This window comes from Streptomyces sp. NPDC037013 (assembly GCF_055607265.1).
On record NZ_JBVJRV010000002.1, the window covers coordinates 822,514 to 838,576 of the forward strand.

The following is a 16,063-nucleotide window of genomic DNA, read 5'->3' on the forward strand; positions in this document are numbered from 1 at the left end:
CCGTGTTCAGCCCGCCACGCCGGCCGCCGCGCGCCGGGACGGCGCCCAGCAGCGGATGATGTCGCGGACCGAGACGATCCCGGTCGGTTCGTTGCCGTCCATGACGATCAGGTGCCGGAAACCGCCGTGCGACATGGCGTCCGCGGCGTCCTCCAACGTCCACGAGGGGCAGGCGAAGACGATGTCCGTCGTCGTGTGCGTACTCGCGGTCTCCTGGTCCGGGTCCTGCCCGAGGCCCAGGGAGATGAGGATGTCGCGCTCGGTCAGGATGCCGATTCCGCAGGTATCGGGGTCCAGGACGACGGCGGCGCCGACGCGGCGCGCCGACATCAGCCGGGCTGCCTGGCGCAGGGTGTGGGCGGGACCGATGGTGAGGACCATCGAGCTCATGGCGTCGCGGACGAGCATGGGCGTGAGCCACCTCCTTGGTGAAAGCGCGGTCTCCCGGAGGGCGAAGGATTGCCTCCGCTACCGGCTCGGAGAACGGCTTCACAAGTTCACAAGCGGGGGAGTCCCAGAGTCGCAGCCCCGCCGGAGGCCAGCAAGGGGGCGCGTGCGGTCAGTTCAGGGCGCGTGCGCCATACGACGCGCCGTCGCCCGGCGCCGGACGGACCGTCAGGACCCGCCGCACGTCGGTGGCCGCGCCGGCCGAGGCGTCAGTAGCGCTGGTTGAGATAGCCGAGCAGCTCGTCGTGGAGGAGGCCGTTCGACGCCGCCGCGTTGCCGCTGTGCGGGCCGGGCCTGCCGTCGAGGCCGGTGAAGGTGCCGCCCGCCTCCGTCACCACGATCGCGGTCGCCGCCATGTCCCAGAGCGAGAGCTCCGGCTCCGCGCAGATGTCGACCGACCCCTCGGCGACCATCATGTACGGCCAGAAGTCGCCGTAGCCGCGGGTGCGCCAGACCGCACGCGTCAGGTCGAGGAACCCGTCGAGGCGCCCCTGCTCCTCCCACCCGGAGAGCGAGGAGTACGCGAGCGAGGCGTCCGAGAGCCGCGAGACCTTGGAGACCTCCAGCCGCGTCGCCGAGCTGAGCGAACGCCCCGTGTAGGCGCCGCCGCCCTTCGCCGCCCACCAGCGGCGGCCCAGCGCGGGCGCCGAGACGACACCGACCACCGGCTGGTAGCCGCCCTCGCCCGCCTCCATCAGCGAGATCAGCGTCGCCCACACCGGCACGCCGCGCACATAGTTCTTCGTGCCGTCGATCGGGTCGATCACCCAGCGGCGCGGTCCCGTGCCCTCCACGCCGTACTCCTCACCGAGGATCGCGTCGCGCGGCCTGGCCCGCTGGAGGTTGCCACGGATCAGCTCCTCGGCGGCCTTGTCGGCCTCGCTCACCGGCGTCATGTCCGGCTTGGTCTCGACCTTCAGGTCGAGGGCCTTGAACCGGGCCATGGTCGCGGCGTCGGCGGTGTCCGCGAGGACGTGGGCGAGACGCAGATCATCGTGGTAGTCGGGCATGGGTGAACAGTATCGATCCCGTTCGGCGCGATCCACAGCGCCGGGTCGCGGGCGCCCGGCCGTCCTCGCGCCGGAGCTATTGACAGTGCCGCGCGGCGCGTCAACGCTGGCACAGGAGCCGCACGGCCCGGGGAGGCGACGATGCCTGCAGCACGGGAATCCTTACTGGACGCGGCCTGCACGGCGCTCGCGCGCCGGCCGTGGCCCGGCGTCCGCATGGTCGATGTCGCGGCCGCCGCCGGGGTCTCCCGGCAGACCCTCTACAACGAGTTCGGCAGCAAGGACGGTCTGGCCCGCGCCCTGCTGCGCCGCGAGACCGACGGCTATCTGCACGGCGTCGAGCGGGCCCTCGCCGAGGAGCGCGAGCCCGCCGACCGGCTCGCCGCTGTGGCCGCCTGGACCGTCGGCGCCGCCCGCTCCAACACGCTCGTGCGGGCCGCGCTCACCGACTGCTGGGGGGAGCGGCTGCCCGCGCCGAGCCGGCTCACCGGCTCCACCTCGCCGGTGCCGGCCCAGCGCCGCGCCGACGCGGGGGTGCCCTCGGCCGCGGAGCTCCTCGCGCTCGTACGGGACCGGGCGGTGCTCGCGCTCGGCGGCCGGGCCAGGACCAGGGACCCCGAACTCGCCCTCGCCTGCGAGAGCGCCGTCCGCCTCGCCCTGTCGTACGTCGTCGCGCCCGCCGGAAACGACGACGACCCCGCGGAACTGGTCCGCGGGGCCATCGGGCGCTGGGTGGGCGTGCGGTGACCGGCGGGCGGTGACCGGCCGGCGCCTCAGTGCGCGGAGCCGGAAAGCTGCAACCCGATCACGCCGATGATGACGAACGAGATCGAGACGATCTTGAGCGTGGAGACCAGGTCACCGAGGAAGACCATGCCGTAGATCGCCGTGCCCGCGGCGCCGATGCCCGTCCACACCGCGTACGCCGGACCGACGTCCAGCTTCCGCAGCGCGAGGGTCAGCAGACCGAAGCTGCCGAGCGCGAAGGAGGCGAACGCGATCGTGGGCCAGAGCCTGGTGAACCCGTGCGACAGCTTCAGACAGACCGCGAAGCCGGTCTCCAGGATCCCCGCGACGATGACCAGCAGCCACGCCATGCCCTTGCCTCCCGTACCCGTCCACGAACCGCGGCCGCATCACCCGGCTTGAATCCCGCTTGGTGCGATTATGCATTTACCTTTGCCGTCGCGGCGCAAACAACGGCGAGGTCAGTCCCCGTCGTGCCGCTCCCGGGTCGCGAGCAGCCTGCGCAGCGAGTACAGGCGCGCCGGATCCGCGTGCCCCTCGGCGACCCAGGCGTCCAGGGCACAGTCCTTCTCGTCGTGGCTGCAGCCGCGCGGGCACTGTGCCGTCCCCGGCTCCAGATCGGGGAAGGCGAGGATGACGCGGGACGGGTCGACGTGGTTGAGGCCGAACGAGCGCACGCCGGGAGTGTCGATCACCCAGCCCTCCGAGCCCTCAAGGGGAAGCGCGAGGGCGGAGGTGGTGGTGTGCCTGCCGCGGCCCGTGACCGCGTTGACGTGCCCCGTCGTGCGCCGCCGCTCCTCGGGGACGAGCGCGTTCACCAGCGTGGTCTTGCCGACCCCCGAATGCCCGACGAACGCGGTGACCTTGCCGTCGAGCAGCTCGTGGACGCGCGCGAGCTCCGCGCCGTCGGTGAACTCCTCGCGGCTGGTGACCACATAGGGGATGTCGAGCGTGGCGTACGTCTCGAGGATCTTGTCGGCGGGCGCCAGGTCCGACTTGGTCAGGACGAGCACCGGCTCCAGACCGCCGTCGTACGCGGCCACGACGCACCGGTCGATCAGCCGCGGCCGCGGCTCGGGGTCGGCGAGGGCCGTCACGATGGCGAGCTGGTCGGCGTTGGCGACGACCACCCGCTCGTAGGGATCGTCGTCGTCGGCGGTGCGCCGCAGCACGGAGGTGCGCTCCGCGATCCGCACGATCCGCGCCAGCGTGTCCTTCTTGCCGCTCAGGTCGCCGACCACCGCGACCCGGTCGCCGACCACCGCGGCCTTGCGGCCCAGCTCGCGGGCCTTCATGGCCATCACGATCCGGTCGTCGACCAGGACGGTCAGACGGCCCCGGTCGACGGTGAGGACCATGCCCTCGGCCGCGTCCTCGTGCTTGGGCCTGATGTGGGTACGGGGGCGGTTGCCCTTGCGGTTGGGGCGGACGCGGATGTCGTCCTCGTCGGGGTTCTTGCCGTAGCGGCGCATGGTTCTCGATCCGCCCGTCAGTGGTTCCCGAGCATCCCGGTCCAGAGGTCGGGGAAGTCCGGGAGGGTCTTCGCCGTCGTCGCGACGTTCTCGATCCGTACGTCTTCCACAGCCAGGCCGATGATCGCGCCGGCCGTCGCCATGCGGTGGTCGTCGTAGGTGTGGAAGACGCCGCCGCGCAGCCCGCGCGGGCGGATGTGCAGGCCGTCGGCGGTCTCGGTGACGTCGCCGCCCAGGCCGTTGATCTCCTTGGTGAGCGCGGCGAGCCGGTCCGTCTCGTGCAGCCGCAGGTGGGCGACGCCGCGCAGCGTCGAGGGGGAGTCCGCGAGGGCCGCGACCGCCGCGATGCCGGGTGTGAGCTCGCCGACCTCGCTCAGGTCCACGTCGATGCCGTGGATCGAACCGGAACCGGTGAACACCAGGCCCCGCTCGGTCAGTTCGCAGGAACCACCCATCTCGGTGAAGATCTCGCGCAGCGCGTCACCGGGCTGCGTGGTGTGGGCCGGCCAGTCGGGGATGGTGACCTTGCCGCCGGTGACCAGGGCCGCGGCGAGGAACGGCTGGGCGTTCGACAGGTCGGGCTCGATGGTCAGATCGCGGCCGAGCAGGGCGCCGGGGGCGACCCGCCACACGTTCGGCTCGCCGCCCGCCTCCGGGGTGTCCACCTGGGCGCCGACGGCGCGGAGCATGTCGACGGTCATCCGGATGTGCGGCATCGAGGGCAGGGGGCCGCCCACGTGCCGTACCTCCACGCCCTGGTTGAAGCGCGGGCCGGAGAGGAGCAGGGCGCTCACGAACTGGGAGGAGGACGAGGCGTCGATCTCGACCCTGCCGCCCTCCAGGGCGCCACCGCCGTGCACGATCAGCGGCAGCGCGCCGGGGCTGCCCTCCGTGTCGTCGATGCGGGCGCCGAGCACGCGCAGGGCGTCGATGACACCGTGCAGGGGGCGCTCGTACGAACGGGGGTCGCCGTCGAAACGGATCGGCCCGTCGGCGAGTGCCGCGACCGGCGGCAGGAACCGCATGACCGTACCGGCGTTGCCGACGTCGACCGTGGCCGGGCCGTGCAGACCCGAGGGGATCACGCGCCACGCCTCACCGGAGCCGGCGTCACCCCCCGCGACGGACGAGCTCGACGACACCGTCTCCTCGATGCCGACCCCCATCGCGCGCAGGGCGCCCGCCATCAGGAGCGTGTCGCGGGAGCGCAGCGGGCGGCGCAGCCAGCCGGGCTCGGCGGCCAGCGCGGCAAGCACCAGCGCCCGGTTGGTGACCGATTTCGAACCGGGGACGTGGACCGTCGCGGTGACGGCTCCGCTTGCGTGCGGGGCGGGCCAGAGGGCGGTGTGCGCCGGGGTTTCGGTCATGCCCTCACTTTAGTGGCTGGCCGGGGCCCCGCTCAGACCCCGAGGAGCCAGCGCGCTCCGCCCATCAGCGAGCAGAGCGACACGGCGTGGAAGAGGAAGAGCCACAGCCCCGGCGGAACGTGCGTCAGCCGCGCCAGCTGGTCCGCGTCCGAGTCGCCCGCGCCCCCGCGCCGGCGCTTGGACTGCAGCTCGAAGGCGGGACGTACGCCGCCGAGGAGCAGGAACCACACGACCGCATACGCGAACGCCGCCTGTACGTCGGTGCCGGCCAGCCAGGAGACGACCAGGAACGTGCCACCGGTGAGGATCACGGTCAGGGCGCCGTACGCGTTGCGGATCATCACCAGCATCACAAGGAGCAGCCCCGTCGCGATCCACAGGAACGCCGTGATGCGCCCGGAGGCGAGCAGCGCCGCCCCGCCGAGACCGAGCAGCGGCGGCGCGGTGTAGCCCGCCGCCGCGGTCAGGATCATGCCGGGCCCGGTCGGCCGGCCGCGCGAGACGGTCAGGCCCGAGGTGTCGGAGTGCAGCCGGATGCCGTCGAGGCGGCGCCCGGTGAGCAGGGCGACCAGACCGTGTCCGCCCTCGTGCGCGATGGTGATCGCGTTGCGGGCCAGGCGCCAGACGCCGTGCGGGACGACCACGGCGAGGGCGACGAGACCGGCGGCTATGACGAGCCACTGCTCCGGGGCGGGCTGGGTGCCGAAGACGCGGTCCCAGAGGTCGGCCGGGTCGGCGTTGGCGGTGCTTTCCATGACGGGAAGGGCTCCCTCGGGTCGTGCGCGGTCTGGCAGTCTGGCACGTATGTGCGGACGGTATGCATCGAGTCGTAGGCCCGAGGATCTCGCAGGAATCTTCGAGATCGAGAAGTGGGAGGAGGAACCCGAGGAGGAGTTCGCCCCCGACTTCAACGTGGCGCCCACGAAAGAGGTCCACGCCGTCCTCGACCGTCCCCTGAAAGACGCCGGCGACCCGCGTCCGGTTCGCCAGCTGCGCACCCTGAAGTGGGGCCTGGTCCCCTCCTGGTCCAAGACGCCGGAGGGCGCCGCCCGGATGATCAACGCCCGCGCGGAGACCGTCCACGAGAAGCCGTCCTACCGCCGCGCCTTCACCTCGCGGCGCTGCATCCTGCCCGCCGACGGCTATTACGAGTGGGTGACCGCGCCCGAGGAGCGGCAGCTGGAGGTCGAGGGCAAGAAGAAGAGGCCGCGCAAGCAGCCCTACTTCGTGACCCCCGCCGACGGCTCGGTCTTCGCCATGGCCGGGCTCTACGAGTTCTGGCGGGACAAGACCCTGCCCGACGAGCACCCCCTCGCCTGGTGGGTGACGTGCACGGTGATCACCACGGAGGCGGAGACCGCGCCCCTGGCCGTCGCCCCCGAGGAGGGCCCGCGCTCGCTCGCCGACATCCACCCGCGCATGCCGCTGATGCTGACGCCGGATCGCTGGGACGCCTGGCTCGACCCGGCCCGCACGGACGTCGACGAGCTGCGCACCCTTCTCGAACCGCCCCCGCACGGCCTGATGCGCGCCTATCCGGTCTCCACCGCCGTCAGCAACGTCCGCAACAACGGTCCGGAGCTGCTCAAGGAGCTCGACGGCCCCGAAGAGGGCACACTCTTCTGACGTGACCAAGGACGCACCCAGCAGCGAGCTCATCCCCACCGACGCCGGCGAGGCACGGATCACCTGGCACCCGGCGAGGAAGGCCCGGTACGTGCTGGCGCTCGGCCACGGCGCAGGCGGCGGCATCGAGGCCCGCGACCTGCGGGCCCTCGCCGAGGCCCTGCCCGCGCACGGCGTGAGCGTCGCCCTCGTCGAGCAGCCCTGGCGGGTCGCGGGCAAGAAGCTGGCGCCCGCCCCGAAGACGCTGGACGCGGGGTGGCGGGGGATCTGGCCCGCGCTGGAGAAGAAGGGGCTCCCGGTGATCTCCGGAGGCCGCAGCGCGGGCGCCCGCGTGGCCTGCCGCACGGCGGCCGAGCTGGGCGCCGCCGCCGTGCTCGCCCTCAGCTTTCCCCTGCACCCCCCTGGCAAGCCCGAGAAGTCCCGCGCCGCCGAACTGCTCGGCGCCGGCGTGCCCACCCTCGTCGTCCAGGGCGGCAACGATCCGTTCGGCAGGCCCGCGGAGTTCCCCGAAGGGACGTACGAACTCGTGGAGATCCCATACGGCGACCACGGATTCGCCGTGCCCAAGCGCGCCGACATCGGCCAGGACGAGGCAGTGAAGCGCATCACGGACGCGGTCACCCGCTGGACGGGAATGTTGGGCCCGTGACCTCTGTTGTGGCGGACAGACGGTAAACGCCGTCAGCAGCTGTTCGTACGAGAGGGAGTCCGCCGCATGGGTTCGACCATCTGCCCGAACCGCTCCAGCGCCTCTGACCTGGAGTGGACGGTGCTGAGCGCACCCAAAACCGCATCTATTCGGGCGGCGCGGGGAGCGGGTCGTCGTCTATCCTCCGATTCGAGTGGGGCTGCTTTCGGCCTCGCCACGTCGTTGGAGGAGGTGGGTCCGGTCACTGGGACCGACGCAGGGACCGAGCACGGCCAGGCGGAGCAGCCCCGGGAGAGTGCGCAGAGTTCTGAGACGGCCGCGGAGCGCACGGCCCGCTTCGAGCGGGACGCGCTGACCTTCCTCGACCAGATGTACTCGGCGGCGCTGCGCATGACGCGCAACCCGGCGGACGCGGAGGACCTGGTGCAGGAGACCTACGCCAAGGCGTACGCGTCGTTCCACCAGTTCCGCGAGGGCACCAACCTCAAGGCGTGGCTCTACCGCATCCTCACGAACACGTTCATCAACTCGTACCGCAAGAAGCAGCGCGAGCCCCAGCGCAGTGCCGCCGAGGAGATCGAGGACTGGCAGCTGGCGCGCGCCGAGTCGCACATGTCCACCGGTCTGCGCTCCGCCGAGTCGCAGGCGCTGGACCACCTGCCCGACTCGGACGTGAAGAGAGCGCTGCAGGCGATCCCCGAGGAATTCCGCATCGCCGTCTATCTGGCCGATGTAGAGGGCTTTGCGTACAAGGAGATCGCGGACATTATGGGGACACCCATCGGTACGGTGATGTCCCGGCTGCACCGTGGCCGTCGCCAACTGCGCGGCATGCTGGAGGACTACGCCCGTGAGCGCGGGCTCGTCCCGGCGGGTGCCGGGGAGTCGAACGGAACGAAAGGCTCGGGCTCATGAGCTGCGGAGAGCCGCACGAGACTGACTGCAGTGAAGTCCTGGACCATCTCTATGAGTTCCTGGACCACGAGATGCCGGACAGTGACTGCACCAAGTTCGAGACGCACTTCGAGGAGTGCTCTCCGTGCCTGGAGAAGTACGGCCTCGAGCAGGCGGTCAAGAAGCTGGTGAAGCGCTGCTGCGGCCAGGACGACGTACCCGTCGACCTGCGGGCCAAGGTCATGGGCCGCATCGACCTCATCCGCTCGGGACAGACCGTGCCCGACCAGGACGTCACGCAGGACGTGCCGCGCGACGTCTCCGCCTCGGAGGCCTGACCACCCGGCCCCCGGGCCCTCCGGCGCGAGCGCCCCGTTCTCCTCCCCCGTCACTCGTACGTGCTAATCGAGGGCAGCCGGGCGTCGCCAGGCCCACCCCCGTTCTAGTCTCCGACCTGGAACGGGGAGGAGAGCTCCATGCGGTCGGTGCCGGCGCGGGCCCGCGTCTACGTCCTGAGCGTCGCCCTGGCCGGCGGCGCCTGCGCCGCACCCGCCCCCGGCACCCGCCCCTCGTGGCCCGCCGTACTGCTCCTGGCCGTGCTCTTCGCCGGCAGCGAGCAGCTCACCCGGTGCCGCTTCGTCGGCCGCCGCGCCCCCGAGGGCCACGGCCTCGGCACCTTCTTCCCCGTCCTGCTCGCCGCGGTCTTCCTGCTGCCGCCGTCGGCCGCCGCGCTCGTCGCCGTGCCCGGCGCCCTGCTCGCCCGCGTCGACCGGCACCCCCACGGCCTGCGCCGCCTCTGGCGCGCCGCCCGGCTCGCCCTGGCCGCCTGGGCCGCGGCCCGCGTCTTCGCCGCGCTGGGCGGACCCGCCGCCGGCGCCGCCCCCGACTTCCCGTACGTCCTGGCCCCCGCGGCCGCGGCCGTGCTCGCCTTCACCGCCGTGCTCACCGTGCTGGACGGCGGCATCCTGGTCACCGCCGAGCGTGTGCCCGCAAGGACCGCCTGGCGGGGCCTCTTCCCGCGCTCGCTGGCACCCGTCACCGTGCACGGGCTCGCCGGACTGATGATGGCCGTGCTCTGGGCCAGCCCCTACGGCCCCGCGGCCGCCCTCCTCGTCCTGCTCCCGATGGGCGTCTCCTGCTGGGTCTTCGCGCAGTACCACCGGGAGCGCGCCGCCCACCAGGCCACCATCCGGGCCCTCGTCCAGGCCGTCGACATCAAGGACAAGTACACCCGCGGGCACAGCGAACGCGTCGGCCGGGCCTCCGTCCTGATCGCCCGCGAACTCGGCATGGACGACGAGCGGGTGGAGGTCCTCCGGTTCGCCGGGATCCTGCACGACGTCGGCAAACTCGGCGTGCCCACCCGGCTGTTGCGCAAGGACGGACCGCTGACGCCCCAGGAGCGGCGCGTCATCGAACTCCACCCCGAGTACGGGCACGAGATGGTGCGCGGCATCGGCTTCCTCGGCGAGGCGCGGGCGGCCATCCTCCACCACCACGAACGCATCGACGGCAGCGGATACCCCTACGGCCTGGTGGGCGCGCAGATCCCCCAGTGCGCCCGGGTGGTGGCGGTGGCCGACGCCTTCGACGCCATGACCTCCACCCGCTCCTACCGGCGGGCCCGGCCCGTCGAGGCCGCGGTGGCCGAGCTCTCGCGCTGCGCCGGGGCCCAGTTCGACCCCGAGATGGTCGCCGCCCTGGCCCGCGCCATCGAGCGGCACGGCTGGCACCCCGAGGTCACCGCGGACGTGCCGGGACAGGGCGCGCGCCCGCCCGCGGGGCCCGTCCCGCCCGCCCCCGAGGCGTCCCGCCAGAGGGTCCGGTGAAGGCCCCCTCGCGGCTGCCGCCGACGGTCACCTGGCCGGCCGGGCTGCTCGCCGTCGTCTCGCTCGCCTGGACCCTGTGGCACGGCATCACCGAGGGCCGCGTCGCCCTCGCCTTCGGGGTGCTCATCGCCCTCGGCGAGCTGTCGCGGTGGGGGAGCGGGCGCCGGGAGACCGCGCCGCTCGGCGCCGCCGGAGCACTCGCGTACGCGCTGCTCGGCGAGAACTCCGGACGGGCCACGCACCACGGCGTCTTCCAGGTCGTCTCGGTGGTCGTCGCGGCGGCCCTGGTCGGCGCCGTGCCGCGGGTGGCGCTCGGCCGCGGCCCCACCCCCGACCACCTGGCGCGGCGCGTGCTGACCGTCGCCTTCGCCGCCGCCTGCTTCCAACCCCTGTACAACTCCGGCAAGTTGGGCGAGTGGGTGGGGCAGGGGCCGTACTTCGCGCTCGTCATCGTCACCCTGCTCGTCCTCACCGCGCTCTGCGACGCCGTGCTGGGCGCCGTGACCGCACGCGCCCGCACCCGGTGGCCGTTCGGGCCGCTGCTGCGCGAGGAGCTGCGGGCGACCCTCGGCATCGGCTCCGCCGTCTGCGCGACGGGCGCCGTCATGGCGCTCGCGGTGGCCGTGGCGGGGCTGTGGGCGCTGCCCGTCTTCAGCCTGCCGCTGCTCCTCACCCAGCTGGCCTTCCGGCGGTACGCGGCGGTGCGGGCCACCTACCGGCAGACCATCGCCTCCCTGGCCAGGGCCACCGAGATCGCCGGCTACACCCCGCAGGGCCACGCCCACCGGGTGGCGGGGTTGAGCCGGGCCGTCGGCCGTGACCTGGGGCTCTGCGCCTTTGACCTCGCCGTCCTTGAGCACGCGGCCCTGATGCACGACATCGGCCAGCTCTCCCTCGTCGACCCGGTCCCCGAGGGCGCCACGGCCGCGCTCCCGGAGGCCGAGCAGCGCCGCATAGCCCTGCTCGGCGGCGCCGTCGTCCGCCAGACCGGCGTGGACGCCGCCGTCGCCGTCGTCGTGGAGCGCCAGGCCGACCCGTACCGCGAACAGCCGCTCACCGCCCGTATTGTGCGCACCGCGAACGCGTACGACGAGATGGCGCGGGGAGAAGGACCCTCAGGGGCGCTCGACGGCCCCCTCCAGGCCCTGGAGAGACTCCGCCTGGCCACCGGCCACGACTACCAGCCGGAGGTCGTGGAGTCGCTGGCCAGGGTGGTGTCCAGGGGAGGAGGGGCCGGCCCGTAGGGTCCCGGGCGGGGACGACCGTGCGAGAAGGCGGGCCTTACCTCGCGTCCGGCTGGGTAACCCATGGGTAATGAGCGGCCGTCCGACCGTACGTGGTTGGATGCGAAGAAGAGGGTGCACGGGGGGTACGGACCCGACGCTGCGCCCGATCGGGAAATGACCTACGACGCATGACGTGGCAGGCGGGAATCAGGCGGGAATCGTGAGGATCTTCGGCAAGGGACGGCACCGGCCCTCCGCCTCATGGCGGCAGGCGACCGACCGCGCGTTCACGCTGATCGGCGACGGCCGGTACGAGGACGCGGGGGCACTGCTCACGCGCGCGGCGGATCTCGAGCCCTGGCTGTCCGAGTCCTGGTTCAACCTCGCGCTGCTGCACAAGTTCCGGCACGACTGGGAGCAGGCGCGGGCCGCGGGGCTGCGCGCCGTGGCGCTCCTCGACCGTTCCGCGGGCGCCCCCGACTGGTGGAACGTCGGCATCGCGGCTACCGCGCTGCAGGACTGGCCCCTGGCCCGCCGCGCCTGGCAGGCGTACGGCCTGCGGGTGCCGGGCGGGGTGGCCGCATCCGGCGAGCCGACGGGCATGGAGCTCGGCAGCGCCGCCGTGCGGCTCTCCCCGGAGGGCGAGGCCGAGGTCGTCTGGGGCCGGCGACTCGACCCGGCCCGCATGGAGGTCCTGTCCATCCCGCTGCCCTCCTCCGGGCGCCGCTGGGGCGAGGTCGTGCTGCACGACGGCGTCCCGCACGGCGAGCGCACGACGGCGGCCGGGCACTCGTACCCCGTCTTCGACGAGATCGAGCTGTGGGCGCCCTCACCCGTGCCGACCTGGGTGGTCCTCCTGGAGGCCGCCACCGAGGAGGACCGGGACGCCCTGGAGCGGCTGGCGGCCGACGCGGGCTTCGCCGCCGAGGACTGGTCGTCCTCGGTGCGGCTGCTCTGCCGGATGTGCTCCGAGTCCCGGATGCCGAGCGACGAGGGCGACGGCGAGCACCTCGACCCGCACGACCACAGCGAACCGGGCCATCCCGGCCCGCTCGGCCACCGCAGTCCCGGCGCCCTCTGGGTGCCGGAGCGTGAGTGCGGCCTCGCGGCTCCCGCGGCGCTGGTCCGCGGCCTGCTCGACGGCTGGGTGGCGGACAGTCCGGATTCCCGTGACTGGCGGGATCTCGAAGAGGTCTGCTGACACTTCGCCGTAGGCTGTACCGGCACAAAGTCTTGAGGGTTTCAAGGAAGGCGTACGGCGGACATGGCGCAGGACACTGAGCAGCAGGCCATCGGTGGGGGCGGGGTCCTCCCCGTCGACGACGAGGGCTTCGTCATCGACACCGAGGACTGCGAGGAGCGGGAGACGGCCTACCGCGAGCGCGGCACGTCCCGGCCGATCACGGTCGTCGGCAACCCCGTGCTGCACAAGGAGTGCAAGGACGTCACCGCCTTCGACGACGAGCTCGCCAAGCTGATCGACGACATGTTCGCGACCCAGCGCGTCGCGCAGGGCGTGGGCGTGGCCGCCAACCAGGTCGGCGTCGACCTGAAGGTCTTCGTCTACGACTGCATGGACGACGAGGGCGTGCGCCACGTCGGCGTCGTCTGCAACCCGGTGCTGGTGGAGCTGCCCGCCGAGAAGCGCAGCCTGGACGACTCGGGCGAGGGCTGCCTCTCGGTGCCGACCGCCTACGCCCCGCTGGCCCGCCCGGACTACGCCGAGGTGACCGGCCAGGACGAGAAGGGCAACCCCATCAAGGTGCGGGGCACCGGTTACTTCGCGCGCTGCCTCCAGCACGAGACGGACCACCTGTACGGGTACCTGTACATCGACCGCCTCTCCAAGAGGGAGCGCAAGGACGCGCTGCGGCAGATGGAAGAAGGCACCCCGCGCTACCCCGTGGTGGCGAATGACTGACCCACGCGACGCCTGAGAGGCGTGGGTACCGCGTGACACGAGCGGCCCCTGGTCGGGAACACCCTCCTGACCAGGGGCCGTTGGCATGAGCCGCTCGCATGTGCGAGCAAAACAGGCTCCTGGTGATCCTTATTCAGTCACGTAAGGGGAGGTTCTCGGCACTGGGGGGTAGTGAATGGCGCAAATCTGTTCCCTGAACGGTCAGTTGTGGTGCTGAATGGAAAGCGCGGGGATACGCAACGGCGCGCGCCCGGCACGGCGCAAGGGGCGCGTGTCCTCAGGCGGCTGAAAGGGGTTTGTTCGTGCCTGCATATTCCGGAAGCACTTCACAGACACAACCACACACACAGCCACGCACACCGGTGGTAACCATCCCGCCGGCACTGGCCGTTCCGGTGATCGAAGCAGGGTTCCCTCGCCGTCTGCACCCGTATTGGCCAAAGCTTCAGGAGAAGTCCAGGACCTGGCTGCGTGAAATGCGCCTGATGCCCCCGGACAAGGTCGAGCGCTACGCGGACAGCCTGTGCTACACCGACCTGGTCGCGGGCTACTACATTGGCGCGCCGGACGAGTTGCTCACCGCGATAGCGGACCTCAGCAGCTGGTTCTTCGCGTGGGACGACCGGCACGACCGGGACTCGGTGCACGGCAGGGCGGCACAGTGGCGGCGGCTCTGCACGGGCCTGCACGGCACTCTGCACGACCCGAGGCGGTACCGGCACCACCAGGACCCGTTGGTCGCGGGGTTCGCCGACTGTGTCCTGCGCCTGTACTCCTTCCTCGGTCCCAGCTGGAACGCCAGGTTCGCCCGGCACTTCCACCCGGTGATCGACGCGTACGACCAGGAGTTCAGGAACCGGCGCTGCGGCACGGTGCCGTCGGTCGAGGCCTACATCGAACTGCGCCGGCTCACGTTCGCGCACTGGGCGTGGATCGACCTCCTCGAACCCACGGCCCGCCGCGAGCTGCCGGCCTCCGTGCGCAGACACCCCGCATACCGGCGGGCGGCACTGGCGACCCAGGATTTCTCCGCCTGGTACAACGACCTGTGCTCCCTGCCGAAAGAACTCGCGGGAGACGAACTGCACAATCTCGGGATCAGTCTCATCCACCACGAGGGAATGACGCTCGAACAGGCGGTACGGGAAGTCCACAGGCGCGTCACCAAATGCGTCACGGAATTCCTCGAAGCCGAGCACGAAGTGCTTTTGTTCGCCGATGAATTGGCGGACGGAAGCGAGCAGGGAAGGGAGCTGTCGGAGGCGGTGAAATCATGCGTCTTCAACATGCGGAACTGGTTCTCTTCCGTGTACTGGTTCCATCACGAATCCGGTCGCTATCGGGTGGACAGCTGGGACGACAGGTCCATGCCCCCGTATGTGACAGAAGAAGCCATGGCGGAAAACGAACCGGCAGGTGACGAATGAGCGTCGAATCCGCGATACCCGCGCCGGCCACCTCGGGGCCGGACCCGCTGCGCACCCCGCCCCTCGTCCGGGGCGGTGTGCCGCTGCTCGGCCATGCCTGGAAGCTGGTGCGCGACCCACTCGGCTTCCTCGCCGCGCTGCGCGACCACGGGGACCTCGTACGGATCAGGCTGGGACCGAAAACGGCCTACGCGGTCTGCGCCCCCGAACTCGTCGGCGCTCTCCTGAAGAACCCCGGGTACATCGTCGGCGGGCCGCTCTGGGACACCCTGGAGGTCCTCCTCGGCAAGGGCGTGGCGACGAGCAACGGCAGGCGGCACCGGCGCCAGCGGCGCATGATGCAGCCCGCGTTCCGGCCGGAACGGATCGCCGACTACGCCAAGGTGATGGAGGAGGAGGCGCGCGCCACGGCGGCCCGGTGGGAGCCGGGCGCCACGGTCGACGTCAGCGCGGAGATGTTCCGCACCGCCGTGCGCATCGTCTCGCGCTCGCTCCTGGAGGTCGACTCGATCGGCGAGAAGGCCGACCTCATCGCCGACTCGCTGCACACCGTGTTCGAGGGGCTCTACCGCCGGATGATCCTCTCGGTCGGTCCGCTGTACCGCGTGCCGACCCCCGCCAACCGGCGCTTCGAGCGCGCCCTCGCCGACCTGCACACGCTCGTCGACGAGATCATCGCGGAACGCCGCGCGGCCGGGCCCGGTGGTCCGGACGACCTGCTCGCCGAATTGCTGCGGGCCAGGGACGAAACCGGCGAGCCCATAGCCGACCAGGAGATCCACGACAACGTCGTTTCCCTCGTCGTGGCGGGCGCGGAGAATGTGGCGTCGACGCTGGCGTGGACGTTCCATCTGCTCACCGAACACCCGGATCAGGAAAGGCGGTTGGTTGAAGAGGTAAATTCCGTGGCCCCGGATCGGGCGATCACATTCGCCGATCTGAAGGACCTGCCGCACACCCGCAATGTCGTCACCGAGGCGATGCGTATACGACCGGCGGCCTGGATATTCACCCGCCGGTCGGTGGCCGAAACCGAACTGGGCGGCTATTCGATTCCGGCGGACGCGGACATCGTCTACAGCGTCTACGCGATGCAGCGCGACCCGCGTTCCTTCGAGCGGAACCTCGAGTTCGACCCGGACCGCTGGAATCCGGAACGCGCCGCGGACGTACCGGAGTTCGCGATGATGCCGTTCGGCGTCGGCAACCGTAAGTGCCCCGGCGACCACTTCAGCCTGGCCGAACTCGCCCTGATCCTGGCGACGGTGACCCCGAAGTGGCGGCTGGAGCCGGTCGCGGAGACCGACACCGGAACCCGCGTCGGCATCACCCTGCACCCCCGGCGGCTCGTCCTGCGGGCCCGGCCGCGCTGAGCGGAGAGCTGTGCCCACCCCGCCGGCGCGCGGACGGGGCGGGCACATCCCGGACACCCCGGCCAGGGGCGCGCC

At 71.8% G+C, this 16,063-nt stretch carries 17 protein-coding genes; 11 read left to right on the plus strand and 6 right to left on the minus strand.

The features are described 5' to 3' along the window. Positions 1–6 precede the first annotated feature (6 nt). Complete coding sequence (locus ACZ7DY_RS08750; protein ID WP_471131809.1) at positions 7–408, minus strand: CBS domain-containing protein; 402 nt, start codon at positions 406–408, stop codon at positions 7–9. 248 nt (positions 409–656) lie between these two features. Continuing rightward, complete coding sequence (hisN, locus tag ACZ7DY_RS08755; protein ID WP_471131811.1) at positions 657–1,457, minus strand: histidinol-phosphatase; 801 nt, start codon at positions 1,455–1,457, stop codon at positions 657–659. 141 nt (positions 1,458–1,598) lie between these two features. Between hisN and ACZ7DY_RS08760 the strand changes: the two genes are divergently transcribed. Further along, positions 1,599–2,204: a TetR/AcrR family transcriptional regulator gene (locus ACZ7DY_RS08760; RefSeq protein ID WP_471131814.1), complete on the plus strand. Its 606-nt coding sequence runs from the start codon at positions 1,599–1,601 to the stop codon at positions 2,202–2,204. 26 nt (positions 2,205–2,230) lie between these two features. On the opposite strand, the gene ACZ7DY_RS08765 is transcribed toward ACZ7DY_RS08760, so the two are convergent. From ACZ7DY_RS08765 to ACZ7DY_RS08780, 4 genes are all read right to left on the minus strand, one after another. Continuing rightward, positions 2,231–2,554 (minus strand): DMT family transporter, encoded by a 324-nt coding sequence (locus ACZ7DY_RS08765; protein WP_384249258.1) that lies wholly within the window; start codon positions 2,552–2,554, stop codon positions 2,231–2,233. 111 nt (positions 2,555–2,665) lie between these two features. Continuing rightward, positions 2,666–3,676 (minus strand): ribosome small subunit-dependent GTPase A, encoded by a 1,011-nt coding sequence (gene rsgA, locus ACZ7DY_RS08770; RefSeq protein WP_471131818.1) that lies wholly within the window; start codon positions 3,674–3,676, stop codon positions 2,666–2,668. A 17-nt stretch (positions 3,677–3,693) separates the two neighbouring features. Continuing rightward, positions 3,694–5,043 carry a 3-phosphoshikimate 1-carboxyvinyltransferase gene (gene aroA / locus ACZ7DY_RS08775; RefSeq protein WP_471131821.1) on the minus strand — a complete coding sequence of 450 codons (1,350 nt, stop codon included), beginning with the start codon at positions 5,041–5,043 and terminating at the stop codon, positions 3,694–3,696. A gap of 32 nt (positions 5,044–5,075) precedes the next feature. After that, positions 5,076–5,798 (minus strand): M50 family metallopeptidase, encoded by a 723-nt coding sequence (locus tag ACZ7DY_RS08780; RefSeq protein ID WP_471131823.1) that lies wholly within the window; start codon positions 5,796–5,798, stop codon positions 5,076–5,078. 49 nt (positions 5,799–5,847) lie between these two features. Between ACZ7DY_RS08780 and ACZ7DY_RS08785 the strand changes: the two genes are divergently transcribed. The 10 genes from ACZ7DY_RS08785 (at position 5,848) to ACZ7DY_RS08830 (ending at position 15,988) form a co-directional block, all read left to right on the plus strand. After that, a complete protein-coding gene (locus tag ACZ7DY_RS08785; RefSeq protein ID WP_471131825.1) occupies positions 5,848–6,669 on the plus strand; it encodes an SOS response-associated peptidase in 822 nt (273 codons plus the stop codon). A 1-nt stretch (position 6,670) separates the two neighbouring features. Further along, positions 6,671–7,318 (plus strand): alpha/beta hydrolase family protein, encoded by a 648-nt coding sequence (locus ACZ7DY_RS08790; protein WP_471131827.1) that lies wholly within the window; start codon positions 6,671–6,673, stop codon positions 7,316–7,318. 231 nt (positions 7,319–7,549) lie between these two features. Continuing rightward, entirely contained in the window at positions 7,550–8,233 is a 684-nt protein-coding gene (locus ACZ7DY_RS08795) for a sigma-70 family RNA polymerase sigma factor (RefSeq protein WP_471131829.1), read from the plus strand. Then, on the plus strand, positions 8,230–8,550 hold the full coding sequence (rsrA, locus tag ACZ7DY_RS08800) for a mycothiol system anti-sigma-R factor (protein WP_471131832.1): 321 nt from the start codon (positions 8,230–8,232) through the stop codon (positions 8,548–8,550). Before ACZ7DY_RS08795 ends, rsrA begins: the two co-directional genes overlap by 4 nt. Before the next feature lie 138 nt (positions 8,551–8,688). Beyond that, complete coding sequence (locus tag ACZ7DY_RS08805; RefSeq protein WP_471131835.1) at positions 8,689–10,041, plus strand: HD-GYP domain-containing protein; 1,353 nt, start codon at positions 8,689–8,691, stop codon at positions 10,039–10,041. Next, the gene (locus tag ACZ7DY_RS08810; RefSeq protein ID WP_471131838.1) at positions 10,038–11,285 is read left to right on the plus strand and encodes an HD-GYP domain-containing protein; all 1,248 of its coding nucleotides are present in this window, start codon (positions 10,038–10,040) and stop codon (positions 11,283–11,285) included. Before ACZ7DY_RS08805 ends, ACZ7DY_RS08810 begins: the two co-directional genes overlap by 4 nt. Before the next feature lie 202 nt (positions 11,286–11,487). Next, entirely contained in the window at positions 11,488–12,468 is a 981-nt protein-coding gene (locus ACZ7DY_RS08815) for a tetratricopeptide repeat protein (RefSeq protein ID WP_471132426.1), read from the plus strand. Positions 12,469–12,531: 63 nt separating this feature from the next. After that, complete coding sequence (gene def / locus ACZ7DY_RS08820) at positions 12,532–13,188, plus strand: peptide deformylase (RefSeq protein ID WP_471131841.1); 657 nt, start codon at positions 12,532–12,534, stop codon at positions 13,186–13,188. 302 nt (positions 13,189–13,490) lie between these two features. Beyond that, the gene (cyc1, locus tag ACZ7DY_RS08825) at positions 13,491–14,615 is read left to right on the plus strand and encodes an epi-isozizaene synthase (RefSeq protein WP_471131844.1); all 1,125 of its coding nucleotides are present in this window, start codon (positions 13,491–13,493) and stop codon (positions 14,613–14,615) included. Next, on the plus strand, positions 14,612–15,988 hold the full coding sequence (locus ACZ7DY_RS08830; protein WP_471131847.1) for a bifunctional albaflavenone monooxygenase/terpene synthase: 1,377 nt from the start codon (positions 14,612–14,614) through the stop codon (positions 15,986–15,988). Before cyc1 ends, ACZ7DY_RS08830 begins: the two co-directional genes overlap by 4 nt. Positions 15,989–16,063 lie beyond the last annotated feature (75 nt).

What these genes read in the sequence shown, in the direction of transcription:
- ACZ7DY_RS08750 (WP_471131809.1), bottom strand. Translation starts at nt 408, where the DNA reads ATGCTCGTCCGCGACGCCATGAGCTCGATGGTCCTCACCATCGGTCCC.
- ACZ7DY_RS08765 (WP_384249258.1), bottom strand. Translation starts at nt 2,554, where the DNA reads ATGGCGTGGCTGCTGGTCATCGTCGCGGGGATCCTGGAGACCGGCTTC.
- rsrA (WP_471131832.1), top strand. Translation starts at nt 8,230, where the DNA reads ATGAGCTGCGGAGAGCCGCACGAGACTGACTGCAGTGAAGTCCTGGAC.
- ACZ7DY_RS08830 (WP_471131847.1), top strand. Translation starts at nt 14,612, where the DNA reads ATGAGCGTCGAATCCGCGATACCCGCGCCGGCCACCTCGGGGCCGGAC.
- rsgA (WP_471131818.1), bottom strand. Translation starts at nt 3,676, where the DNA reads ATGCGCCGCTACGGCAAGAACCCCGACGAGGACGACATCCGCGTCCGC.
- ACZ7DY_RS08780 (WP_471131823.1), bottom strand. Translation starts at nt 5,798, where the DNA reads ATGGAAAGCACCGCCAACGCCGACCCGGCCGACCTCTGGGACCGCGTC.
- hisN (WP_471131811.1), bottom strand. Translation starts at nt 1,457, where the DNA reads ATGCCCGACTACCACGATGATCTGCGTCTCGCCCACGTCCTCGCGGAC.
- ACZ7DY_RS08785 (WP_471131825.1), top strand. Translation starts at nt 5,848, where the DNA reads ATGTGCGGACGGTATGCATCGAGTCGTAGGCCCGAGGATCTCGCAGGA.
- ACZ7DY_RS08805 (WP_471131835.1), top strand. Translation starts at nt 8,689, where the DNA reads ATGCGGTCGGTGCCGGCGCGGGCCCGCGTCTACGTCCTGAGCGTCGCC.
- ACZ7DY_RS08760 (WP_471131814.1), top strand. Translation starts at nt 1,599, where the DNA reads ATGCCTGCAGCACGGGAATCCTTACTGGACGCGGCCTGCACGGCGCTC.
- def (WP_471131841.1), top strand. Translation starts at nt 12,532, where the DNA reads ATGGCGCAGGACACTGAGCAGCAGGCCATCGGTGGGGGCGGGGTCCTC.
- aroA (WP_471131821.1), bottom strand. Translation starts at nt 5,043, where the DNA reads ATGACCGAAACCCCGGCGCACACCGCCCTCTGGCCCGCCCCGCACGCA.